Origin of the sequence: Ekhidna sp. (genome assembly GCF_965247405.1) — a bacterium.
In the GTDB taxonomy this organism is placed as follows: Bacteria; Bacteroidota; Bacteroidia; order Cytophagales; family Cyclobacteriaceae; genus Ekhidna.
Window position 1 is genome coordinate 857,698 of sequence record NZ_OZ252014.1, and the last position, 24,600, is coordinate 882,297.

The 24,600-nt window shown below is 40.9% G+C and carries 14 protein-coding genes; 7 read left to right on the forward strand and 7 right to left on the reverse strand.

Annotated elements, in window-relative coordinates; all coding sequences use genetic code 11:
• Positions 1 to 32: 32 nt before the first annotated feature.
• Positions 33 to 2,414 (forward strand): ABC transporter permease, encoded by a 2,382-nt coding sequence (locus tag ACP14Y_RS03800; protein WP_424961644.1) that lies wholly within the window; start codon positions 33 to 35, stop codon positions 2,412 to 2,414.
• 50 nt (positions 2,415 to 2,464) lie between these two features.
• Here the strand turns inward: ACP14Y_RS03800 and ACP14Y_RS03805 are convergent, their stop codons facing one another.
• Positions 2,465 to 4,627: a glutamine synthetase III gene (locus ACP14Y_RS03805; protein WP_424961645.1), complete on the reverse strand. Its 2,163-nt coding sequence runs from the start codon at positions 4,625 to 4,627 to the stop codon at positions 2,465 to 2,467.
• A gap of 138 nt (positions 4,628 to 4,765) precedes the next feature.
• Here ACP14Y_RS03805 and ACP14Y_RS03810 point away from each other — a divergent pair, with 138 nt between their 5' ends.
• Entirely contained in the window at positions 4,766 to 5,464 is a 699-nt protein-coding gene (locus ACP14Y_RS03810; protein WP_424961646.1) for a 16S rRNA (uracil(1498)-N(3))-methyltransferase, read from the forward strand.
• On the opposite strand, the gene ACP14Y_RS03815 is transcribed toward ACP14Y_RS03810, so the two are convergent.
• The 3 genes from ACP14Y_RS03815 to ACP14Y_RS03825 form a co-directional block, all read right to left on the reverse strand.
• A complete protein-coding gene (locus ACP14Y_RS03815; protein WP_424961647.1) occupies positions 5,465 to 14,620 on the reverse strand; it encodes a T9SS type A sorting domain-containing protein in 9,156 nt (3,051 codons plus the stop codon). It lies immediately after the preceding gene.
• 129 nt (positions 14,621 to 14,749) lie between these two features.
• A complete protein-coding gene (locus tag ACP14Y_RS03820) occupies positions 14,750 to 15,166 on the reverse strand; it encodes a hypothetical protein (protein WP_424961649.1) in 417 nt (138 codons plus the stop codon).
• Positions 15,156 to 16,955: a hypothetical protein gene (locus ACP14Y_RS03825; protein ID WP_424961650.1), complete on the reverse strand. Its 1,800-nt coding sequence runs from the start codon at positions 16,953 to 16,955 to the stop codon at positions 15,156 to 15,158. The genes ACP14Y_RS03820 and ACP14Y_RS03825 overlap by 11 nt, the downstream gene beginning before the upstream one ends.
• A 138-nt stretch (positions 16,956 to 17,093) precedes the next feature.
• Between ACP14Y_RS03825 and ACP14Y_RS03830 the strand changes: the two genes are divergently transcribed.
• Positions 17,094 to 17,669, forward strand: a complete 576-nt coding sequence (locus ACP14Y_RS03830; protein WP_424961651.1) for a TlpA family protein disulfide reductase — start codon at positions 17,094 to 17,096, stop codon at positions 17,667 to 17,669.
• Here the strand turns inward: ACP14Y_RS03830 and ACP14Y_RS03835 are convergent.
• Together ACP14Y_RS03835 and ACP14Y_RS03840 are read right to left on the reverse strand one after the other, a co-directional pair.
• Positions 17,652 to 18,662 (reverse strand): agmatinase family protein, encoded by a 1,011-nt coding sequence (locus tag ACP14Y_RS03835; RefSeq protein ID WP_424961652.1) that lies wholly within the window; start codon positions 18,660 to 18,662, stop codon positions 17,652 to 17,654. The two genes, ACP14Y_RS03830 and ACP14Y_RS03835, sit on opposite strands and share 18 nt — an antisense overlap.
• Entirely contained in the window at positions 18,662 to 19,150 is a 489-nt protein-coding gene (locus tag ACP14Y_RS03840) for a SixA phosphatase family protein (protein ID WP_424961653.1), read from the reverse strand. The genes ACP14Y_RS03835 and ACP14Y_RS03840 overlap by 1 nt, the downstream gene beginning before the upstream one ends.
• A gap of 165 nt (positions 19,151 to 19,315) precedes the next feature.
• Here ACP14Y_RS03840 and topA point away from each other — a divergent pair, with 165 nt between their 5' ends.
• Genes topA through ACP14Y_RS03860 form a run of 4 tightly spaced genes read left to right on the forward strand, consistent with a single transcriptional unit; the run spans position 19,316 to position 23,270 of the window.
• On the forward strand, positions 19,316 to 21,643 hold the full coding sequence (gene topA / locus ACP14Y_RS03845) for a type I DNA topoisomerase (RefSeq protein ID WP_424961654.1): 2,328 nt from the start codon (positions 19,316 to 19,318) through the stop codon (positions 21,641 to 21,643).
• A 50-nt stretch (positions 21,644 to 21,693) separates the two neighbouring features.
• Complete coding sequence (locus ACP14Y_RS03850) at positions 21,694 to 22,170, forward strand: RNA polymerase sigma factor (RefSeq protein WP_424961655.1); 477 nt, start codon at positions 21,694 to 21,696, stop codon at positions 22,168 to 22,170.
• Positions 22,163 to 22,765 (forward strand): hypothetical protein, encoded by a 603-nt coding sequence (locus tag ACP14Y_RS03855; protein WP_424961656.1) that lies wholly within the window; start codon positions 22,163 to 22,165, stop codon positions 22,763 to 22,765. Before ACP14Y_RS03850 ends, ACP14Y_RS03855 begins: the two co-directional genes overlap by 8 nt.
• A gap of 7 nt (positions 22,766 to 22,772) precedes the next feature.
• Positions 22,773 to 23,270 carry a GNAT family N-acetyltransferase gene (locus ACP14Y_RS03860; RefSeq protein WP_424961657.1) on the forward strand — a complete coding sequence of 166 codons (498 nt, stop codon included), beginning with the start codon at positions 22,773 to 22,775 and terminating at the stop codon, positions 23,268 to 23,270.
• A gap of 42 nt (positions 23,271 to 23,312) precedes the next feature.
• On the opposite strand, the gene dnaN is transcribed toward ACP14Y_RS03860, so the two are convergent.
• Entirely contained in the window at positions 23,313 to 24,437 is a 1,125-nt protein-coding gene (gene dnaN, locus ACP14Y_RS03865) for a DNA polymerase III subunit beta (protein WP_424961658.1), read from the reverse strand.
• Positions 24,438 to 24,600: the final 163 nt, after the last annotated feature.

Genomic DNA, 24,600 nt, shown 5'->3' on the forward strand with positions numbered 1-24,600 from the left:
ATCTTATGAATGTCACTTAAACTCAAAACTCCATGCTTAAGAATTATTTCCTGGTGGCTATTCGCCACCTCAAACGCCAACCAGGCTATGCTATCCTCAATATTTTAGGTCTAACCATTGGCATTGCATCCGCATTACTAATCGTATTGTATCTGAATCAGGAGACCAGCTTTGATAAACATCACCCGAACGCAGAAAATATTTATCGCATTTCGGCGGATATTACTGAGCCGGATAATGCATTTAGATGGGCGGTCTCCCAACCTCCATTGGGAAAAACTGTCAATGAAGAGTTTCAGGAAATCAAACAATTCACCCGTTTTGCCGGGGGTGGAAATACCCGATTTCGATACGATGACAGGAACTACGAAGCAGAAAATTGGTACCTCGTAGACTCTACTGTTTTCGAGGTGTTTAAGGTTGATTTCATTCAGGGAGATCCTGAGACCGCACTGGCAGGACCCAATAGCATTGTTCTTAGCAAAACCCTTGCGGAGAAAGTGTTTAAGGGTGAAAATCCTATGGGTCAGCTACTGGAAACCGAACGTTTTTCATATAAGGTAACGGGTGTTTACAAGGACATTCCCGTTACTTCACACATTCGTCCGGATGCAATGTCTTCCTTTAGCACCAACGAGCAATATGCCAATTCGCAAAGTTGGGGTGGTTTTGGTTTATATACTTATGTGGTTCTAAATGAGGGTGTGGATCCTGCGTATGTGGAGCAGCGACTCAATGAAGAGATCATTCCAAAATATGTAGCTACCATTTTCGATCAGTTTGACATCAAGGTCAAATATGAAATGATCAATATTCAGGACATTCACCTATACTCTGACTTCCAGAATGAACCATCGGCACTTGGTAACGTCGATTACATCTATATTTTCCTGGCAGTCGCGATTTTCCTGGTGTTAATTGCTTGTATCAATTATATGAATCTGGCAACAGCACGATCCATGCGTCGTTCGCTGGAAGTGGGCATAAGAAAAGTAATGGGAGCTGTAAGGGCCGCACTCATTCGCCAGTTTATCGTAGAGTCGGTTCTAATAGCACTGGTCTCTATGTTTATCAGCATACTGCTTTTGTTGGTAGCCGTTCCGATGATAAATAATCAACTGGGCACTTCATTACTTCTGAGTGACCTGTTATCATCGGAGATCGTTCTTACCCTTGTTGGAATACTGATTTTCACCGGACTGGTGAGTGGCTCCTATCCTGCTTTTTACTTGTCAGGCTTTAGTCCGATCAAAGCAATCAAAGGTGGATCTGGAAGTAAGCGTACCGGCAATGTTTGGTTAAGAAGAGTATTGGTAGGCATTCAGTTTTCCATTTCCATCTTTATGCTGATTGGAACCTTAGTGATTTATCAGCAAATGCAGTATGTACGCAATGCAGACCTTGGTTTCAACAAAGATCAGGTAGTCAATTTCGCTCTAAATAGAAGTACAAGTGAAAGATGGGAAACGCTAAGGACTGAACTACTTAAAAACCCAAACATTGAAAATGCATCAACATCGATGGTGGTTCCTGGAAATGGATTTGGAAAGAATGTTATGTCTGTAGAAACCAATGAAGGTGTGATGGAGATTTATGGAGTGGATTGGTTTGGAGTTGATTATGATTATATTGATGTTCTGGGAGTTGAAGTTGTGAAAGGAAGAAATTTTTCACGTGAGTTTCCGAGTGACACGGCATCAGGTGTATTGGTAAATGAAGCAATGGTCGAGCGTTTTGGTTGGGACGATCCAATAGGGAAAAGATTTCAATTTGATCAGGATAGCACGGTCTTTCATAAAGTGATTGGTGTTATCAGAGATTTTCATCATAGGTCCCTCTACAACCCGATCGAGTCATTCATGATATTTCCTAATATGAACAATCGACAGGCCATGGTAAAGATCTCTGGAGATTTGGAAGAGGGTCTTGATCATATCAAAGTAACCTGGAGTGAACTGTTTCCAAATATGCCTTTTGAATATCAATTTCTTGATCAAAACTTTATGAGAGACTATGAAAGCGATCAGTTGAGAGGAAGACTATTTCTTGGTTTTGCACTGATGATGATCATCATCTCCGGACTGGGTTTATTGGGGCTAGCTTCGTTTACCGCTGAGCAGCGTACCAAAGAAATCAGTGTAAGAAAAGTGCTGGGTGCTGATGTGAAAGGCCTGGTACTTTTATTGGTAAAAGATTTTATCTGGCTTGTGCTTGTGGGAGCTTTGCCTGCTTTTATCATCGGGTATAAGATCATGAACAATTGGTTGGGTGACTTTGAATATCACACAGAAATCAACTTCGTGCTATTTGTTGCGGTATTGCTGATTGTGACATTCTTTGTCATGCTTACCACCGGATTTCAAGCTTACAAAGCAGCTACTGTAAACCCTTCTGAAAACTTAAAATATGAGTAATAAATAAGTCCCGGCTTATTACCGGGACTTTAAATTACTAACCCTATCTATTACCTTAAAAACAACAATTCTCTGTATTTTGGTAGTGGCCAATCTTCGTCATCAACAAGTAATTCCAGTTTGTCCACTGCATATCTAAGTGGTTCAAAATACTTATCCTTCACATTATCACAATACTCAACTGCCATCTCACGGATGTCGTCTATTTTGTTGATACGCTTACGCTCTTCGGTCATTTCAAAAGACAACCTTCGTACATTATTGATATGTGTAGAAACCTGCTCAATGGTCTTTTTGATCTCTGTAGCATCCAGTCCCAGGTCAGTCAACCCCTTTGCATTTTCAATCAATTTCGATTGATATTTTGTAGCAGTTGGAATGATCATATTTGAGGCGATATCTGCCATCATTCTCGATTCGATCTGTACTTTCATGATATAGTTTTCCAATCGAATTTCGTGGCGCGCCTCGATCTCCACCTTATTCATTACTTTATGTTTTTCATAAAGTTTCACAACCTTATCTGAAACTGAAAAGTCCAAAGCCCGAGGCGTTTCACGTTCGTTGGAAAGCTTTCTTTTCTTGGCTTCTTTCACCCATTCATCCGAGTATCCATCGCCTTCAAAAAGTACAGGCTTAGATTCTTTGATATACTCTCTGAGCACATCAATGATAGCCAACCTCTTTTCACGGCCCCCGTCTATGAGCTTATTCACTTTTTTGTAAAAATCGCTAAGCTGCTCGGCCATGATCGTATTAAGCACCATCATTGGGTCAGATACGTTTGCATCAGATCCAACAGCTCTGAACTCAAATTTATTTCCTGTGAAAGCAAATGGAGACGTTCTGTTTCTATCCGTGTTGTCCAGAATAATTGATGGGATCTGATCGATACCCAGCTTCATGTAAAGGTTCTCTCCCTTCTCTACCATAATGTCACCAGACTTTTCCAGTTTATCCAACACCTTAGTAAGGGTTGAACCAATAAAGACTGAAATAATTGCCGGAGGAGCCTCGTTTGCTCCTAGTCGGAAATCGTTACCTGCAGAAGCAATGCTTGATCTAAGTAAATCAGCGTACTCGTGCACTGCTTTGATGGTCGTCACAAAAAAGGTTAGAAATAGCAAATTATCTTTCGCGCTCGAGCTCGGCTGAAACAGGTTAACTCCGGTATCTGTCACCAATGACCAGTTGTTATGCTTGCCACTCCCGTTGAGTCCTGCAAATGGCTTTTCGTGAAATAACACACGTAAATCATGGTTATTTGCTACTTTCTCCATTACGTCCTTTAGGAGCTGATTCTGATCTGTCGCTTCATTCACCGGACCGTACATCGGAGCAGCCTCGTATTGTGCTGGTGCTACTTCATTGTGACGAGTCATCAATGGTATGCCCAGCTTATGCGCTTCTATTTCATAGTCCTTCATGAAATCATAAATTCTTGAAGGAATAGATCCGAAGTAATGATCATCCAACTGCTGTCCTCTGGCAGGATTATTTCCATAAAGGGTTCTGCCTCCCATGACCAAATCCGGTCGCGCATCATGAAGGGCTTTATCGATGACAAAGTATTCTTGTTCCCACCCCAGCGATGCATTTACTTTTGATACGCTTCGGTCAAACATTCGGCAGACCTTAACCGCTGCTTTATCAACCGCTTCCAATGCCTTTAATAGGGGCGCTTTGTGATCCAGCGCTTCTCCCGTGTATGCTACAAATATGGTAGGAATACAAAGAGTCTTTCCGTAAATGAAGATGGGAGAAGAAGGATCCCATGCCGTATATCCACGCGCTTCAAATGTACTTCGAATACCACCATTCGGGAATGATGAAGCATCCGGCTCTTGCTGTACTAAAGCCTCAGCTTTGAAATTTTCAATGCCCTTGCTTGGATCAAAAAAGGAATCATGTTTTTCGGCAGTTGCACCCGTCAATGGTTGAAACCAGTGGGTATAGTGTGTAACACCCCGCTCTAGTGCCCAGTTTTTCACCGCAGCTGCCACAGCATCAGCTGTCTCGATATCAATTTTCTTACGATTTCTTATACAATCAGTAACCTTATTATATACTTCAGGCGATAAGGTGGTCTGCATTTGAGCCTTTGTAAAGGCCATTTCTCCAAAATAATTGGAAATACGCTTTGAAGGTGCTTTTACATCCACCTTCTTCCTAGTTTGCACTAAATTAAGTGCTTGGTGTCTTAAAATTGCCATGGTTTATGTTTTCAAGTTCAATTTTGATGCTCAAAAGTAAGTGATTTTTGCAAATTGTAATTTATTAGGCTTGTATTTAAGTCGTTTTTTCGATGATATACGGAAAATCACACTAAATAGACTGAAATTTTATTCAAAATGACCATTTTTTATAAAAAAGATATTAACCAGGGTATCAATTTACTCTCAGAGGACGAATCGAGGCACTGTGCGCAGGTGCTGCGCCATCAAAAAGGCGATGAAATTTTAATTTTTGATGGAAATGGAGGAAAGCATCAGGCTGTTTTAACCCAAGTCTCGAAAAAAAAGTGTGAATTTGAAATTCACTCATCTGAAATTGCTGTTGACAAAGGATTCAGCACCCACCTGGCCATCGCTCCTACCAAAAACATAGACAGAATGGAATGGTTGACCGAGAAGCTAACCGAAATAGGTGTAGATGAAATTACCTTTATCCAAACCAAACACAGTGAAAGAAAGAAACTCAGACTAGATAGACTGGAGAAAAAAGCTATCAGCGCAATGAAGCAATCGGGAAATCCTCTTTTGCCTGAGATAAAAGAACTAGCAACCTTTAAAGATTTTGTTTCAGAATGCAATACGGATTTAAAGCTGATTGCTCATGTAGATTCTTCCTACATCTATTTACAAAATGCACTACAGCCTGACAGCTCAGTAACTATACTAATCGGACCAGAAGGCGATTTTTCAGCAGATGAAGTTGCAATTGCTAAAGCATCTGGATTTCAGCTGGTCTCTCTGGGACAAAACACCCTGAGAACAGAAACAGCAGGCTTTGTGGCCTGCTGTATGGTGAATGTTGAAAATTCTTATTAGCTATTTAATTACTATTTTATGTTTCTGAATTCCTTTCCCCTGCTGGACGACCATAAAGTAAATTCCAGGGATCATTCTTCTTGATGGAACCAGCTTTTCATCTATGGTCAGAGCACCTTCGAATTCTTCATCAATAAATAATTGACCAGAAAGATTCATGACTCTCACGTTAATTTTGGATTTGTTATCACCGCTCAATATCCGCAGATTTAAATTATCAGGATCTGTTGGGTTTGGATAGGTTGAAACCTCTATTTCATTTACTATTCTAGCTATATTATTTTCTAATTGAATAATCTCATGAAATTCAATAGAACCATCATAATCCACCTGCTTTAAGCGATAATAATTTATTCCCTCCACAGGAGAATAATGCGTGAATTCATAAGTAAGTACTTCGTTTGAATTACCATTTCCCTGAACTGTACCCACTCTTTCAAAATCTTCTCCATTAGTAGAGTGTAGTACTTCAAAATAATCGTTATTGACCTCTGTGGCTGTTTGCCATTTCAGTTTCGCCTTATTATCCTCTATGATTCCGCTGAATAACAATAGCTCAACTGGCAATGCCACCGGCTCATTAGATCCCAATGTCACAAAATTTGTACTAAAAGAAAGTTCTGTGTCAGAAACAACTGACCCACTACTAGCACTCATCCCGCTGTAATTCGCATTGTCGTTTCCATAGCTTTCCCAGGTTCCATCACCAGCATCCCATACCATGACTCTTAAGTATTGCCATGAGTTTGCATCCGCGCCCACATTCGAATCACTATCCCAATACGGTCTTACATCTGCTGTAGCCGGAGAGGCTACTTCCACTTCAAAAAGATCTTGTCTGAACAGAACTGAATTTGCGGAATTAGATTCAGCACCCCAGGTTGAAAAATCATAAGATGCATTTTCACCGGTCATAATTGTGTTGGATCCGGGATCTGCATCGTGATATTTAACCGTCCAGTCTTTTGTGCCAACATACCCCTGAGTATTACTTACTTCAAATGGTAAGTAAACAGTACCATCTCCTACAGGGAAGAATTGACGATCGGTTGAAGTCTCTAATCTTCGCACAAGTGGCCCATCCACGAAAGTCGTGCTACTGAAATTACCGGTCACACTACCTGTGCTCACAATTATCAAAGAGTTATTATCATCCGTAAATATTTTCCCATCAGTCATTATCAGATCTTCTACTTCCACATTTTCATTGGATCCGTTGAGCACTGTGAGACCGGAAGAATTATCTACTTCAAGTGACTTGATTTGTTCAAGCCCTGTGAAACCACCATCTATTTGCTGTGTAGAAGTTCCTACCATCACAATCCTGGCATTGCTAAAATCTCCATCAAATGTTGCTGTGGCAGACTTGATGATATCTCCCTGGATATTGAATGTTGTGTTATCTCCCATTGTCAATGTACCATTGTTCAGGATTTCCAGATTTTCGCAAATATTAAATGTTGTGCCATTCGTTACCACCTTTTCTCCATCACCCGACAGGATTAATCTTCTCAACCTTGAAAATGGTAAGGTCAAATCCACACTATTTCCTGTAGTCACCTCTAGCTCAAATCCACCGCCTGTTGTACATCCGGCATCCGCTTCGAAGGATGCGTAATCCCCAGCAGGTAATGCGTTAGTATTAATAAGCTTCAGTGTTCCATCTCCTTCAACGGTTCCAAGATTTACACCCGCCCCGGAAACAGTAAGTGTAGCCCCGGTCTCAATGGTCACCTTTCTAAAGCGCCAGAATGCATTTGTCAGATTAAGGGTAAAGTCACCCGCAACGCGAAGATCCGGGGATTCTCCTAATGATGGAGGAACACCACCTACATATGAGCCTCCCTGATCCACATCACCTGATGTAGCACTTGACAATGTCACGTACTCTGGAACTACGTCAGGGATAGCGCCACCACAAAGGGGTGTATTGGAGTCGGATTCTACATAGATACCTGCTGTATACGTTCCTGCTATATCTGTACTGGTAAAACCAGTGTAATCGCCCCCGCCAATCAACCTAAACTCACTCACATTATTGGTTTCATCAAATTGGTCTGCTCCATATCCTTTATCCCACGATGAACTTGCATTCAGCAATCTGGCAGGAGCATAATTTGTCAAATCAAGTGATTCTGTATTATCAAAAGCTTCAAGCTCATCCACATGATACAAGAAAATAGATCCATCAAAATCCTCAATATTTTCAGACCGTATGGACCAGTAGAATTGAAGGATGTTATCAACATCTACATAGTCCTGAGTGAAAGGACCACACACTTCGTCCGAATCATCAGGAATTCCACCAGCAATATCTTCAATCGGCTTAATGGTAATCTGATTATCATCACCTGTTGAACCTGATAAATCTGTCACATTTACTTCGGCCGGGGTATAGTAGTTTAATCCAACCGGATACAAGTATGTTCCTGTGTAGCTATCGTTGTATAGCTTTCTTACGCCATTATCTGTAATGCTGGCATTTACTGAAATCATATTGTTAACGTTGAAGTCTGACCTGGTTTGTCCTCCCAATCCATTTTCAAAGACTGCATCCTCATCCATAATCAATAGGTTTCCACCAATATTGAACACCCCGGATGTCAAAATTACTTTTTCGTCTACTTCGAATATTTTACCATCACCCGGAATTTCTACTCCATTTGCATTATCTATAGTCACTGCTCCGAATACGCCTGCATTGGAGGTGGTTGTCAGATTTTGTAATTCACTTCCATTAAATACAATTCCCGGTCCTGCGGCAGTGCTTTGATGGGTTGCATCATGAATCATGTCACCTTCCAGATTTATTGCAAATGTGCTCGTGCTCACGGTTCCATCCAGTATGCTTAAGTCATTCTCTACATTGACATCTTTACCTACTGTTAATACATCATTTCCATCCTTTTCCAAATTGAAAAAATCTGTCGTTCCAGTACCTGAAATTGATTGCGGACTTGTCGTTGGGAAGATTGTGGTTTGTTGATTGATGTCTGTGCCTCCATTCGAATAGGTGCCATCGTTATCAAAGTCTCCATTAACTGTGAGGTCAAATCCATTGGCATCAAATGTGCCTCCCGATTGGATTGTAAGATCATCGATTTCAAGCTGCACATTATAAATCTTAGTGGTAGGACTATTATTTCCTGTGACAAGCAAATTACCTAGTGGCACATTCGCATCTATTCCGATATCGTCCTGATTGGCAGGGGTATCCGCACTACCAATGCTAATGGTGGATCCGCTTACATCAATATCCCCTCCATTTGGTTTAATGATAAGTGAACCAACCGTAGCAGATCCATTTTCCCTAACAACTGTAAACTCACCTCCTGTGTGAGTAAACTCACTACCAGAGCCCAACAACTCGAAAACCCCTCGGGTGTTTTCAGGAGCAGCCGTAATACCAAATTGAGCAATACCACCTGTCTGTGTATAATTCAAAAGCCCGGTGGTACTAGTCAATGCTCTTCTGACCTGTGAGCCTACCAGTAAGGAGCCACCAGAAACCTCAATGACCGCTTCATCGGAGGAACCATATTGAATGAAGTTATTTCCATTGTCCCCAGAGTCATCACTCATATCCAGTGTACCTCCTGAAATTCGAAGAAGACCATCCAGAATGATACCTGTATCGTCACCTATTATATCTGCATTACCAGCTGCTATTTCAAGACCGCCCGAGCCTGAGGATGCTTCAGTGCTGAGAGTATTTGGTAAGTAAAAGTTACCTTGAGTGCCATCAGCGAGTGTTATATCAATTGAAGCATCATTTAAGACCAATAACCCGTTGCGAATCTCTATGGGTTGCTCTCCCAAAGTAGATGGGGTTGGTAACGTGAATACATCATTAAAAGTAAAGGTGCTAGTGGTATCTGAACCCTTATTCATTATTATTTTCGAGAAGGTAGCGGTGGATCCTGTCGCATCGTTGATATTAAATGCGTGATCTCCCTCGCCTTGCAATTCAAGCGTTACGTTGGTATTTGCAGGGTTACCATCTCCTAAATTAATATCACCTCCAGTTGATTCAATGGTAATATCTCCTTTCACAACTAAGGTGTGTGTTTGTACACCGGCGGTTGGATTATTGATTCCGATCTGTGATACATTATCATTGCCTCTTACTTCCAAATCTCCTTCTACTATTACAGTCGAAGAAGAAGCTGATCCACCAGGAAACAAGAATTGACCCTCAACCCCACAGCAGCTCGGGTGTCCTGCCTGAAGGTTCTCTCCTACTGTTAATGTGGCTTCCCCAGCGATCACAATAGCATCACCAGGTACCGTTACCCTTCCATTCGTAGTTACATCTACATCTGGAAATCGGAATATTCTCTGATTATTGCCTCCTGCAAACCACATAATTGGATACTCAGTAGCAACACTTGATAGCGTAACATCCGCACTTGCCGGAGCACCATCCCACGCATAGATGACAAGTGCATTTTCATAGCTGTTAAAATCACCAAAATCACCACCCGGAAAGTTTCCGGTGTAGGTTTCCTCTAAATTATACTGTATAACTGCTCCGTGAGAAACATTCGGTGTTGAGCCACCTTCATGTGTATCTGCCACTTCAATTACTCCAAAATCTGAATTGTAAGAAGCATAAGAGCTTTGTGTATCAAAAATAATTCTCGGACAGCCGGATGAAAATCCATGCCTATCATCAAAAACAACTTTAGCAGCAGCTTCGGCTGAACGCACGGTCACGATACCGCTATAAAAAGTACCCTGACGTTGAATGATTGCAATATCCCCTGCTTGCGGATAATCCCCGGCGGGAATCGTTCCATCTCTGTCACTCGCCCATGAATTATTATTTGTCCAATTATTATTACCACTACCTACATTTAGGTAAAAGATATCCGGACTCCCAATAAATCGATTAGATTCACCAGCAGTATAGTTGGTATTTGATAAACTAAAGCCTGTATCGCTATCTCCATTGAAAGTAATTCGCTTATTTACATCATCCACCCCTTCGTTTTCCGGAATGTTATCATCTTCATAAGATCTGGTGTATGTCCCCTCATCCTCCACTTCGCCAGCTACGAACAATGATTCATTTGCAGATCCATCTAGATCGTCAACATAATAATCAGTTTGTATTGTCACGGAAGGTGTAATCCCTGTATATGCATGATCTACACTCCAATAGTAGGAGAGTACATCTCCTCCTGAAAGGTCGGTAGTCTGAAGTACACCATCCACAGGCCGTACCGTTACGTAAACAGAATCCTCAGTTACGCCAGTAACATCCTGAATATCTAAATATAGTGGGGTATACTTAGAGGTATCAGCAGTAGTGGTAGCTGATGGATCTCCAAACTCAATATCAATCCCGCTATTGCCAATTCCGACAGGAAAAATGAATAAATTATCATTTGCACCACCTCCGGTTGTATTAGCAATCACATTGCCACGATAATCAAAAATATCCCTTGTAGGATCTCCATTATCGGCGCGCAATATTGCATCATTTATACCATCTGAAGGAATCATCAAGCTTAAACCTCCATCTGAAGCATTACCTTCAGTAGAAAACATGTAATTGGCTGAAAGACAGTTTTCACAGACCGTAGTTCCATCTTCATCAACATAGTCCGATCCATTGTTGTTTGTATTTGGTCGTATATCTAATCTGTCTATTCTTAAATTATTTGTTCCTAATATCCACAAGCCTCTTCTCCACCTTAACCTTTGAATGTATACATCGCTGGTCAGCGTAATCCCAAATCTATTGTTGTCCCTAACATATCCGAATTGAGCACCATCAGTAGTATTTAAGACGATGGGATCATTTCTTAAAATAATTTCACCCTCAGTTACTCCCGGTTCATAAACTCCAAGTATTCCTTTATTGGTAATATTTCCTCCTTGGAGGTCAAGATTCTCATTTCCCTGATTCCAAAATCCTTGTTCAACTGTCATATCAGCTTCAACTCGAATGACATTACCACCAAAATTTAGAATGTCATATTCACAAAATATTCCCCTGTTAGCTGACGATTTATCCAGAACCACATTATTAAATTCCAATCTTCCAGTAGCCAGATCAGCTTGAGTTGATTTGAGTGTAATAAGCCCACTAAGGTCTCCATTGAAATACGTGGTATTTGTTCCTGATTGGTAGGTAACTCCTGCTATATTTTCCTCAATGGTTAAGTCTTCACCTATGTAGAGATCATTATCATTCATTACCAATTCTGCCCCGGTATCGATCAACAAATCACTTAAAACCACTAAATCAGGATCTGTGATTGTTCGATCATCAGCTCCGCCAGGACCACATGTCATTGATTCTATTGAGATAGTACCGGTACTTTCTTGAATAAGAGATAGATTCCAAAAGCCGGCCGTTGATGCTATCAAGGAAGAGCCTGCAGTCGTCGAATATACATTTACTTGTCCACCCGTAACATTGATATTTGAAGGATCGGCATTAATGAAAAGTAGACCAGCAGTAGTGGGATCTTTAACATTCAAAGTACCTCCAGTCATTGTGAAAGAATTCCCTTCGTAAGTAAGACAGAAACGAGCATATGTAGCGCTTGCAGACCCGGCCGCTATTCCAAGAATTGGACTTTCTGCTGCGGAATAATCCCAAACATTAACTGTTCCTCCAGTTTGCTGATACCCTCCTTGAGCGGCGGCTCCCTGAACGGAGGTTCGAATTTGTGCTGCCCAAATTTCTCCTCCAGAGATATTTATCTGACCTTCATCCCTGGTAGTAATACCACTTCCAGAAGGAACTTCGAGAGTTCCAGCAGTTACTTCAATGGTTCCATAAGGCGTTATAGCAGCCCCTCCTGTCTTGGTTACTTCACCCCCACTAACCATTAGTTTGGCATTTGTTCCAATCGAATAGTTACCTGTTGTATTTAACCTTACGCTTACATTGGTCCCGACGCTAGCTGTACCCGTAATTAATCCAAATGCATTTTGATTATCTGCTGGATCAGTAATATCTCCGCCAGTGTTTTGATTTGCATACCCAGTTAATACAAAGTTTCCAGGATCATCAGCCTGTATATCAGCGACAAAATCCACCGAACCTTTTACGATTTCTATTCGGTAGAAATAAGTTAATCCATTACAGTCCACCCGCTGATTTTGGGTTGTGGATATCAAGTTCAAGTCCACAACTCCGTTGGTTGATTCACTGCTATATGTTGGGGCCGTTCTATCGGAGAACTGAGCCGTTCCCTCATTTAAGAAATCCCCGTAAAGGTCAAATTCATGGCGGGTGTTACTGGCTACTGCAGTTGTTACTCTGCCATCCTGAGACCCTCCATTATTTTCTACAGAGAAGTCCCCAACTACGGTCAAGGTTCTGTTTGTAGTCGTACCATCTCCAAACTGCAACGTTCCATACCTCACATTAAAATCTCCATTTATCAAAAGGTCAGCGCCTATCGCTACAATATCTGCAGGATCATCGGTTTGAATTCTGACATCTTTGAATATTTCATCCTGATCAAATTCCAGCGCATCTTCAACTATCAGGAGGCCTCCGTTTGCAGGATTTCCAAATCCATCTGACGAAGAGGTATTTCCATCAGGGAAGTTACTTACCCCTCCATTACCGCTCATCTTTATGGATCCTTGCCCATTAATAATGACAAAATCATGACCTGAGGAAGTGGTCAAATCAAGGGTACCATCAACAGTAATACTGGCCGTATTTAAATTATTTGTGGTTGATTGTATGGTTACCGTTTTTCCATTCTTGATAACAACTACATCTTCGTTCCCTGGAGTCTCATTTAGATCATTATCCGGAATTGGAGCGGTACCCGCATCTAACGTCCAGGTAGTTGGATCGGACCAATCGCCATTCTGCAACACATACCACGTTCGGGATGTGATCTGAGTTCCTCGACCAATCGTATAATAGCCAGATCTTAGCCTACTGGAGGGAACTGATACTGCAATTTGATCTCCTCCTTCGAAGGTGTATGAATTGGCAAATACTCTTGAGAATTCACCTGATGATGTCGACCTATAGAGGAGAACGTAATCTGAAGCCGAGCCTGTTCTTGTTAAGCCCGCATCTCCAAAATCAAATCGAAAAGTAGTCGCTACTGTGGCTGCATCAACAACACCATTTTGGCTCGTCTCAATGTAGTAATCTTTTTGCCACCTATCAGTTATATCCGGGTCACTTGTGTTTGCTGTCACATTATCAGCATGAGCTACCGTATTGTCATGTGCAAAAAGAACAAACTCATTGGTGCTGTTTAGCTGATCAGTAGCTTCTATCTGAAAAGCACTACTAAATCCGGAAGTGCTGTGTAATTCAGTACCATCTTCGGTTCCAATCCCTTTTAGGTCATCATCATATGATGCATCGTAGTTTCCATAGTTTCCAAAATAATCAGCTGAAATCGTGATTCCGTATTTCTCTGCCAAATAATTCTCCAACACTAGGCGCTCACCACCATTCAGCGCATCTCTATAAACGATTATTTCAGCAATATCCCCATCAAAATACCGTGAATCCCCAGAATTAAACAACCCAATATATACATCATCTGACCTATCAGGGATAGAAACATTTGACCCAGTACTGCCTTCGGCATCAGTATTGACAAACATTTTTACAGAACCACCAGACAAAGATGCATCAACGGTCATAGTGGTTATATGTGGCCCTGCAGCTACTGAACCAGATCCACCCACTGTAGTAGAGCCAGCATACCCATACATTAGGAAACTATTATTGTAGAAGAGAGACCATGAGGCATTTCCGAAACTTAATCGCTTAGAAATTACTGCGGTAGGGTCCTCTGTATCAGAGCTAAAAACAGCGATTATTGAAAACTCAGAGGAGTTATCAAGCAGGTTGGTCGTCCCATCGTCATCAGCTATGACAAGCTGTTCATCAACAATACCCGCAAAAGATAAATATTGATTTCCTCCAATTGTAGAAATAGTTGCCACATTGGAGCCATCAGTTATATCAATGGCGTCAAACCCATTTCCACTTTTATCAGACCAGGTAAATCCATCTGCAAGTGGGCCTGAAAGATCATTTGCTTCTAGCCAAATAATGTTATTAGTCCCAACGCCTGCCGGCACACTTTGTCCCAAAACACTGAGACAAAAACAAAGTGTTGTAATAAGAAAAGTATAATACCTTAAATGCATATGATCATTGAATTCTAGATTACAGCGAAAAATACTTAAAAGACATCATGAATGGCCATTTTTTTCGTTTAAAAAAGTATTTCTTCTGATGAGTTTGGGGTTATAAGACGAAATGCTCGATTTTAACGGTCAATTGCGTGACCTGTAACGCAAAACACTTTGCTCGACTTCAATTGTCAATATTTCTGAGGTGATGGTTTTTATTAACCAAAAGTCTCCATTAGCGAAACGAAGCGAGTCAGTAAATAAGTTTCTGTCATCCTCACTGGATGCATTGGCTCTTCCAATATATGTGGTATCGAATTCTCCACAAGTATTTTGGTAAGTTAACCTTGAAAAATCTAGAGAATCACCTATAGCCTCGACATAGAGAATGACAGAGTCTGCGCAATTGGAAGAATTTACCAGCTGATTCCAGCTTTTGGATTCTGATGATCCACTAAGAAGCCGCTCCACCTGATAATCGTATATTCCGGCGGGGAGTTCTTCCTCCGAGCATGACATAATAAGCAGGAAAAATAAAGTCGTAAAAAGCTTATCTCGCATTTCCCGTTCGATCGATCACCACGTACCCCAGCTCATCTGAATCCAATGGAAGTTGTTCTTCAGGATAAAGCAAAATAGTTAACTCTTGAGTAAGTTCATCAAATTTGAAATCAACAGGCTCTTTAGAAATTGTGACCACCGTTCCCCAGTTGAGTTGACCGGACGAGGTATAGCTGACTACAACAAAATTGTTTTCTTGCGAAGATTTATTGTAGATATAAAAGCTTTCCGAACCTGCAATGGTTGGGATGGAATCACTTTCATATCGCACTGCTTCAGTACCCGGAAGCTCAAACTCCAGTTTCCATTTAGAAACACGATCAGGACCAAAGGAAGCCACATAACCCATTTTGTTGCTTAGGTCTGCACCATACGCAACTATTTCTTCAGCAGTTTTAACTGGGACACCCATGGTCATAAACCCTCCTTCCGGGGCATCTTGCATAAATAGTGGATATCTTACTTCTTCATTTTCGGCATCCACTCCCCATCTATTTTTCGCACTCCAAAACTCAACAGCATCACCGAGCCAGCTAACGTGCCTCCCAGACCAAATTTGCATATCCGTAATATATTTCGAGGCGGTCACATATTTCTGAAAGAAACTTTCGATGTAATCAGAGTACTTCTTCTTGGCCAGCTCAAGATCATCAGATGTAATAGACTCAACCAACAATTTCATCTCTTTAGCATCAGCAAAAGCCTCCTCGAAAATGGCCAGCTGCGAACCAATCAACGAAGAATCCATCAAAGCAGGATTAAGTTGCAAATCAACTTTTTTTGTGACCCTTGCCTCATACATCTCAATCTTTAAAAGCTTTTCTGCAGTGGATCCGGGATCGTATTTCTCAAATTGACCAGCCAGGTTTTCTGGAAATTCACCTATTTCAGCATTCTGGCTGTTTTTTACCTTGGCTTTTTTATCACGGATTTCGTCGGCATAGTTTTTAACCATGGTTTTGAAAAGAGCAACACCACCCATAATCTCAGATTGGGCTTCCCTGGCCCACTCCTCAAAATTCCATATCTCAATAATACCTGATCGTAGGTTGGCCGCATTCATTCCATCCACTCCATATTGCTCTATATTTTTTAGTGTTGGTTCATCGCTGTATTTGTCAGAACCAAGCTTATCCGCTAGTTCCTGAACACTTCTGGCGTTCTCCACACCAGCCCTGCCATTCTCTTCAATATTGGCCAACTTAGATTTAGCATCTTCATCCGCACCGATTAGCAGGCTATTATAAAGATTATATTGCTCTGTAAGTGCACGATAATCATCCATTGCCGCCTTTTGATTGTTTTCTACCTTGACCACCCTGCGGTGCATCTCTTTTACATCTGCAATCCGAGTGTTTATTGCCTCCACCTTCTTTTCTATGTCCAGATGAACATCAGATACTTTGATTCCAAACTCCCCGGTTCTTAAATCCCTCCTAAAGAATGATTGATAGTATTCATCATTCCTTTTCAATTCTTTTTCATCTATTAATGTTTTGGCCTTCTCTAAATAAAAAACCGCCGAATCACCTGAAGCGTATAGTGCCGCTGAATCATCAACTACATCATAGTCTAAAAACCTTTCTTCCAGCCATAGACCCATTTGGAGATGAGCATTAGCTTCATCGCTATTTTTCTCGTCTGAAAGGAAAATCTTTAATTGAGGGATTCCCTCTTCATAGTTTTTGGCCTCAAGTAATGGGTACAGATTCTTATATTTTATTTTTTGTCCCTGAGCTCCAAAAACAAGTAGAATGAAAAGGATTATAGCTGTCGACTTGGTTTTCATAAACATGGTGAGGTTTTTTCGCAATGGCTAATTTATAAAATTACTAAGTGCTTTTATAAAAAAAGGAAGAGCACTTACTATCTGAAAAAAGGAATCATTTACCTGTTTTGGGTGTCATTGTAGCTTTAACCCCTAATAATGAAACAAAAATTCAAAAAAGAAATTCTGGAATGGATTGTCCTGCTTTCTGTTTTCGGTATTATTTATTTGGCTGGATGGCATACTGAGGTAATCGGAAGAATTCAACAAGTAGTTCTTTCCACAGGGATTATCCAACCATCGATCGTAGAAGAAGAGAAGAATGCATCCTATGATTTTGTGATTGAGAATTTAGATGGGAAGAGGGTTCAATTTGAAGAATTTAAAGGAGAAGTGGTGTTCATAAACTTTTGGGCCACCTGGTGTCCTCCATGTGTAGCCGAAATGCCTGATATCCACAGACTATTTAAAAATCAAAAAGATCAGATTCGGTTTATCATGATTTCGTTGGATCAGGATGAAGACAAAGCAAGCAGGTTTATTTCAAAAAAAGGATTTGAGTTTCCCGTTTACTTTCTCAGGTCTCCACTCCCAGACAATTACAACACTCACTCAATTCCAACCACTTATGTTCTGGATAAAAATGGGAAGATCAAAGTTGAGAACCATGGCATGGCAAAATACAATACGAATAGCTTTCGTCAACTTTTGACTGAGTTATCTGAAGGAAAGTAGGCCATTCGAAACCCCGGTTAAGGCAGCTAGACGATAGATGATTCTGGCGGCAACATTCGCATCCCAGGAGTCGGCTCCTGTCTCGCATACATCAAAACCGATGATTTTCCTACCAGAGCGCACGACTGTCTCTAACAAATAAACAGCCTGATTAAATTGTAATCCTCCTGGCACTGGTGTGCCTGTTTTAGGACACAATGAAGGATCCAACCCATCCATATCAAAGCTGACGTAAACATTTTTTGGAAGTGTATCTACGATGTTACTTATTTGTTCTTTTAGCGAGACCCCATCTAAATATTGATTATATATATGCTCATCAAAAAATACGTGGATGGGCTTAGCAGAGTCTGTCACCAAAGCATCTTCTTCTTCACAATAATCTCTGATTCCAACTTGTGTTAAGGATTTAATACCTGATTCCTTGAGCGCATTGTACATGATACTGGCATGAGAATATGTAAACCCTTCATAAGATGCTCTTAAATCCATATGGGCATCTATTTGAAGAATACCAAACTCGTTCTTTTTGGCCAAGGCTCGTATCAATCCCAGAGGTGACGAATGATCTCCACCTATCACTCCCACCAGTTTTCCCAGATCTAAGAATGAGGCAGCTGTCTCTTCTGTTTTCAGGTGTGTAGTTTCACAATATTCATTAACGAAAGTAAGCTGATCTTCCTCTGGCTCTTTGCCAGCTTCTAACGCTTTAATAATATTTATTGCCCTGCCCCTGTGGATTTCATTTTGACTTGCCACAACGACTCTGTCATACATCGCCATTTTCAGCTCCCATGGTTTGTTGATTGAGAGCAGCGAAAGATCCAATTGGGAAGATTCTTCTAAAATAAGATCAGGAGCTTTGGATGTCCCCTGACCGTAAGACACTGTTACATCTAAATGAACGGGCAAAAAAACCAGATCTGATTCCTCCAGATTGTAAGGCAAACCAAAAATGCTACCTTTTTTACCTACGGCGCTTGGATTATACATCAATGACTAGGGTGATAATAGCTTTCAAAAATACCTGTTCCCTGAGAGACCTCAGACCAACTCAACTTGTCAATTTTAATGGAAACAATCCCTGCCGGTTCCATATTTCCAATAATGGAATTGGATAGGTACTCTCCAAAGAAAGTGATTGTTGGATTATGTCCAATAATAGCCACTTCATTGTGGCCCTCAGAAACCTCATTAAGAACTTGCAATAGCTCTCTTACCGAGGCATTGTAGATTACATCTTTGTATTCCACTATTTGCTCACTGACCTCAAGCTCCTCCACCAAATTCACAGCAGTTTCTCTTGTTCTTACAGAAGAGCTGCAGAGGATGATGTCCGGATTAAAGTTTTGATTGATCAGGTGACGACCCAACGCTCGAACAGTGCTTTGACCTTCCAGCGTTAAATGTCGTTGTTCATCATTATTTCCACTTGGTTTTTCCGCGTAAGAGTGTCTTATCAGATAGAGAGTTTTACTCATTGATTAGGTTCATTTGTCCTAAATATAACGGATTGAAATGGCTCTCCATAAACCAACTAAATTAAGTTTTTTCAATTTTCGTTTGAACAGGATTTAAATAGTCGTGTTATGTTTACGCGCAAATTGAGTTTTGCTCAACACTTTTTTGATCCAAAAACATCATTCATGGGAAAAAATCTTGTAATCGTAGAGTCACCGGCAAAGGCCAAAACAATCGAAGGGTATTTGGGAAAAGATTTTGAAGTGAAATCATCCTATGGGCATGTGAGAGATTTACCTAAGGATGATTCTGCTATTGATATAGAGAATGATTTTAAGCCCACCTATGAAATCTCCAAGGACAAAAAAGATGTGGTAAAGGAGCTGAAAAAACTAGCCAAACAAGCCGAGACTATTTACCTCGCATCGGATGATGACCGTGAAGGAGAAGCAATTTCCTGGCACCTGTCCGAAGCTCTGGATTTGGATGACAATAAAACAAGACGCATTGTATTTAGAGAGATTACTAAGAACGCCATCCAAAACGCCATCAAGAATCCCAGGGGTATTGATATTGATTTAGTGAATGCCCAACAAGCCAGAAGAATTTTGGATCGACTTGTCGGATTTGAGCTTTCCCCTGTGCTATGGAAAAAAATAAAAGGTGGGCTTTCAGCTGGTAGGGTGCAATCCGTTGCAGTTCGTTTGGTAGTAGAGAGAGAGCGTGAGATTGCTGGTTTTAAACCTGAATCATCCTATCGTATTACCGCTGAATTCAATCTGGAAGGCGGCAAGATTTTGAAAGCAGAACTTCCAAAGAAATTCAAGTCTGAAGAAGAGGCTATGGACTTCCTTCAGAAATGTAATGGTGCTGATTTCAGCATTGAAAATCTAGAAACCAAACCAGCCAAGAAATCCCCTGCTCCTCCATTCACTACTTCCACTCTTCAGCAAGAAGCAAGTAGAAAATTAGGGTATTCTGTTGCCAGGACTATGTCAGTAGCACAGAAGCTGTATGAAGCAGGAAAGATCTCATACATGAGAACGGACTCATTGAATCTGTCTGACGAGGCGCTGGCTGGTGCTGCTTCAGCGATTAAATCTAATTACGGAGACGATTATGCACACAGACGAGTGTTTAAAACCAAAAAGGCTGGCGCCCAGGAAGCACACGAAGCGATCAGACCGACAAACTTTGACGTGCAGGTAACCGGAAAGGATGACGCAGAAAAACGACTTTACGAGCTTATTTGGAAGCGAGCAATAGCTTCCCAAATGGCTGAAGCCAAACTGGAAAAAACGACAGCCATTATCGGTATATCGACAACCGAAGAAAAACTTGTTGCTAAAGGAGAGGTCGTCAAATTTGATGGTTTCTTAAAGGTCTACATTGAATCTACCGACGATGAAAACGGTGAAGAAGAGAACACCAAGATACTTCCTCCTCTTTCTGTAGGTCAGGCGTTGGATCTAAAGGAGATCTTAGCCAAACAGGGATTCACCAGACACCCACCAAGGTATACGGAAGCAAGCCTCGTAAAAAAACTAGAAGAAATGGGTATTGGCAGACCTTCCACATACGCACCTACAATTTCCACGATTCAAAAAAGGAACTATGTAGAGAAAGATTCCAGGGAAGGACATGAAAGAATTTCCATTGAAGCGAGATTAATGGAGGGTGAAATCAAGCGATCGGAAGCAAAGGAAATAACCGGAGCAGAAAAGAATAAGCTCTTTCCAACTAACACTGCTATGGTGGTGAATGATTTCCTGGTTGATCACTTCCCAAATGTAATCGACTATAGTTTCACCGCTGATGTAGAGCAGCAGTTTGATGATATCGCCCAGGGTAAAACCATCTGGAACAAGATGATAGATGACTTCTATGGAGGCTTCCACTCCACAGTAGAAAAATCAAAAGACCTGGATCGATCTGAAGTAAATCAGGTTCGTGAGCTTGGAGAGCACCCTGAAACGGGCGAAAAAATCTATGCACGTCATGGTAAGTATGGGGCCTATGTCCAAAAAGGTGAGCTGATAGAAGGAGAAGAAAAGCCGCAATATGCCAGCCTGAAGCACGGACAATTTATGGACACCATTACCTTAGATGAGGCACTTGAATTGTTTAAGCTGCCGCGTGAAGTTGGAGTCTTTGAGGATAAACCAATGGTTGCGGCTGTGGGTAGGTACGGGCCTTACATTCGCCATGATGGCAAGTTTGTCTCGCTTAAAAAAGAACAAGATCCTTTATCCATTACTGAGGAAGAAGCGATTGAACTTATTCATGAAAAGCGTGAGGCAGATGCAAACAAATACATCAAAACGTTCGACGAGGATGATGAAGTATTTGTATTGAATGGAAGATATGGTCCTTACATCAAGTTTGGCAAGAAGAACGTAAAAATCCCGAAGGATAAAAAGCCTGAAGAGCTTACCTACGAAGAGTGTAAAGAACTAGCTGAGAAGGCACCTGAGAAGAAAGGGCGTGGGAGAAGAACGGCTAAGAAGAAATAATTCGCCCCTTTTGAAATAAATTAGGGCTTTCATCTACTAACACCTCACACGTGTCGGAAGACTTCTTCAAATCGTATGTAGAAGAGCACATGTCCATCATCATGCACTTGTGCAGGGCATATGCACGAAATGAGGAATCCCTTAAAGACCTGGTTCAGGAAGTGACAATGCAGCTGTGGCGATCTCATACGTCGTTTCAGGGCAACTCTCAACTTTCTACCTGGGTGTATCGTGTAACGCTTAACGTTTGCCTTTCGCATTCAAAAAAATTGAAACGGAAGGTGGAGACTGTTCCCTTAGAATGGCGTATAGATTCTGTTGAAGAATCAGATCCGGAAAAAGAGCACGTTGAAAAACTATATCGGGGAATCAGAAAACTGCGAGAGTCTGAACGAGCTATTATCTTGCTCTATTTGGAGGATAAGAGCTATAAAGAAATGAGTGAGATTTTAGGTATCACCGTGAGCAACGTGGGTGTGAAGGTGAATCGACTCAAAGAAAAATTAAAAAGTATCATCAATGGCTGAAGAGTTTGACATACAATCAGTCTGGAAGAAAAGTAAAGAACGGGAAACGGTTTCCGACACTTCAGCTTACATAAATACGCTGGAAAGAAAAGGAACCAGAACTACACTATATTGGATAAAAACAATCCTTTGGATTGAGTTTTGGCTAAGTATCGTTGGACTACCTTTCTTAATCGTTTATACAACAAAAAGAGGAGACTCAACAGGGCTCGTCATTAGTTATGTGGTTTTGACCTTTGCATACCTTTTCTACTATCAGTTTTTGATTCGAAAAATCAGGAAATTCAACTATGATGGAAATGTTATTCAAAGTCTGAAAAAAGTCTATGCTTATCTTAGGTTTTATTTACTGCACTACAAAGTAGTCATTTGGCTATCAATGATTTTTGGATTGGTATATGCCATTTTTGGTCCGGAAAATAAGGAGGTATTTTCAAAGTTAGAGACGACAACTGAATGGGTCATTGCCATTGGAATTACAACATTGATAATAGCAGTAATAGGTGGCGTCATGCACTTGTTAGTCCATTTGATTTATGGAAGAAAAATCAAGCGATTAAGAAAAATGGTGAAGGATCTGGAGTCCGTTGAGTGAATTCATAATGAAATTAAAAACGGAAAGATTACAAATTCGGATGCCATGCATTGCTGATGCATCTTTCTTCTACGATCTGATGAACTCAGAACCGTGGCTTCAGCACATAGGAGATAGAGGGATAATTTCCGATGAAAAAGCGATTGAATACATCGAATCACTCATCGATAAACATCAGACCATTGGCTATTCCTTGTATGTAATGACAAAAAATGAAATTGCTATTGGCGTCTGTGGTCTCTTAAAACGCGAGTATCTCAATCACCCGGATTTGGGATTTGCTTTGCTTCCTGAATTTACGGGGAAAGGGTATGTTCAGGAGGCATCCATCCACATATTAAATCATGCATTTGAGAACCTTAAGCTTGATAAGGTATTGGCTATCACATCACCACACAATTCCTCATCTCAATCTACTCTGGAAAGTCTGGGTTTTATAACAACAGGTAGTATCCATACTCCCGATAAAGGGGAAGCTCTATTATATGAAAAACAAAAAAAGTGATACCTCTCAGCATCACTTTCAAAATTCTGTTTGTATTTCAGCTTATACCTGATTGTTTAGCATCACAGGCATTACCAACATTAGAATGTCCTCCTCTTCATCTTTTTCATTTGGAGTGATGATACCTGCCTTATTTGGTGCGCTTAATCGTAGCGTAATATCATCAGAGTCGATGTTGCCCAACATCTCAACAAGGAACTTCGCATTAAAACCTATCTCAAGGTCCTCCCCATCATGCTCGCAGGAGAGCCGTTCATTCGCCTCGTTAGAGAAATCCAAATCTTCAGCCGAAATCATCAATTCACTTCCTGTAATTTTTAATCTCACCTGATGAGTGGTTTTGTTGGCGTAAATCGCTATACGTTTCAGCGAGCTGAGAAGCTCATTTTTCTTCACGACTACTGTATTGTTGTTGTCAAGTGGAATCACATTCTCATAATCCGGAAATCGCTCATCAATCAAACGGCAGATCATCTTGACCTGATTGAAATTGAAGAATGCATTCGAAGCATTGAACTCCACATTCACATTCGTAAGCTCTTGAGGAAGAGTAGTTTTCAATAGCGTAAGTGCTTTTCTAGGAATGATCATGCTGTGACTCATATCGGCAGCAACGTCCACTCTTCGATACCTTATCAGTCGATGACTGTCAGTGGCTACAAATGTGGTATTCGTCTCATCTAACTTCACAAACACACCTGTCATTGCTGGTCGCAACTCATCGTTAGAGGTGGCGAAAATAGTATTGTTAATTGCCCTTCCTAACACCTCAGAAGACATATTCACAGAGTATCCATCAGAGACCGTAGGGATTTTTGGGAAGTCTGTGGCATTTTCTCCGGCCAACTTGTATCGACCATTATCCGAATTGATTTCTATACTGTAAGTATTGCTATCGATGGAGAAGGTTACCGGTTGCTCCGGCAAGTTCCTTAAGGTTTCTAATAAGATCTTTGCAGGGATGGCAATGCTACCATCTTCTTTTGCTTCTACCTGCAGCTCGGTAATCATACTTGTCTGCAAATCAGACGCTGTTACCGTAAGGTTGCCGTCATTGATTTCGAATAAAAAGTTTTCAAGGATTGGAACTACAGGGTTCGTAGTTATAACACCATTTATAGCTGATAATTGCTTTAATAGATAGGATGATGATACTATGAATTTCATATGTGAGTAAAGCTTATTGATTAAAGGCTACCTGCCTCCTTTTTCGGGACGCTAATTTAAGCACAAAATATGAGATACTGAGATCTTATCTCATTCAGAAATGTCCCCTTGAGGGGACAACAGGGGTGTTCTTACTATATCTAAAATCAAACACCCTCCTAAC

Bases quoted from the DNA above. Each gene is read 5' to 3' on its own strand.
- ACP14Y_RS03800 (WP_424961644.1), top strand. From the start codon at position 33: ATGCTTAAGAATTATTTCCTGGTGGCTATTCGCCACCTCAAACGCCAA.
- ACP14Y_RS03805 (WP_424961645.1), bottom strand. From the start codon at position 4,627: ATGGCAATTTTAAGACACCAAGCACTTAATTTAGTGCAAACTAGGAAG.
- ACP14Y_RS03810 (WP_424961646.1), top strand. From the start codon at position 4,766: ATGACCATTTTTTATAAAAAAGATATTAACCAGGGTATCAATTTACTC.
- ACP14Y_RS03815 (WP_424961647.1), bottom strand. From the start codon at position 14,620: ATGCATTTAAGGTATTATACTTTTCTTATTACAACACTTTGTTTTTGT.
- ACP14Y_RS03820 (WP_424961649.1), bottom strand. From the start codon at position 15,166: ATGCGAGATAAGCTTTTTACGACTTTATTTTTCCTGCTTATTATGTCA.
- ACP14Y_RS03825 (WP_424961650.1), bottom strand. From the start codon at position 16,955: ATGAAAACCAAGTCGACAGCTATAATCCTTTTCATTCTACTTGTTTTT.
- ACP14Y_RS03830 (WP_424961651.1), top strand. From the start codon at position 17,094: ATGAAACAAAAATTCAAAAAAGAAATTCTGGAATGGATTGTCCTGCTT.
- ACP14Y_RS03835 (WP_424961652.1), bottom strand. From the start codon at position 18,662: ATGTATAATCCAAGCGCCGTAGGTAAAAAAGGTAGCATTTTTGGTTTG.
- ACP14Y_RS03840 (WP_424961653.1), bottom strand. From the start codon at position 19,150: ATGAGTAAAACTCTCTATCTGATAAGACACTCTTACGCGGAAAAACCA.
- topA (WP_424961654.1), top strand. From the start codon at position 19,316: ATGGGAAAAAATCTTGTAATCGTAGAGTCACCGGCAAAGGCCAAAACA.
- ACP14Y_RS03855 (WP_424961656.1), top strand. From the start codon at position 22,163: ATGGCTGAAGAGTTTGACATACAATCAGTCTGGAAGAAAAGTAAAGAA.
- ACP14Y_RS03860 (WP_424961657.1), top strand. From the start codon at position 22,773: ATGAAATTAAAAACGGAAAGATTACAAATTCGGATGCCATGCATTGCT.
- dnaN (WP_424961658.1), bottom strand. From the start codon at position 24,437: ATGAAATTCATAGTATCATCATCCTATCTATTAAAGCAATTATCAGCT.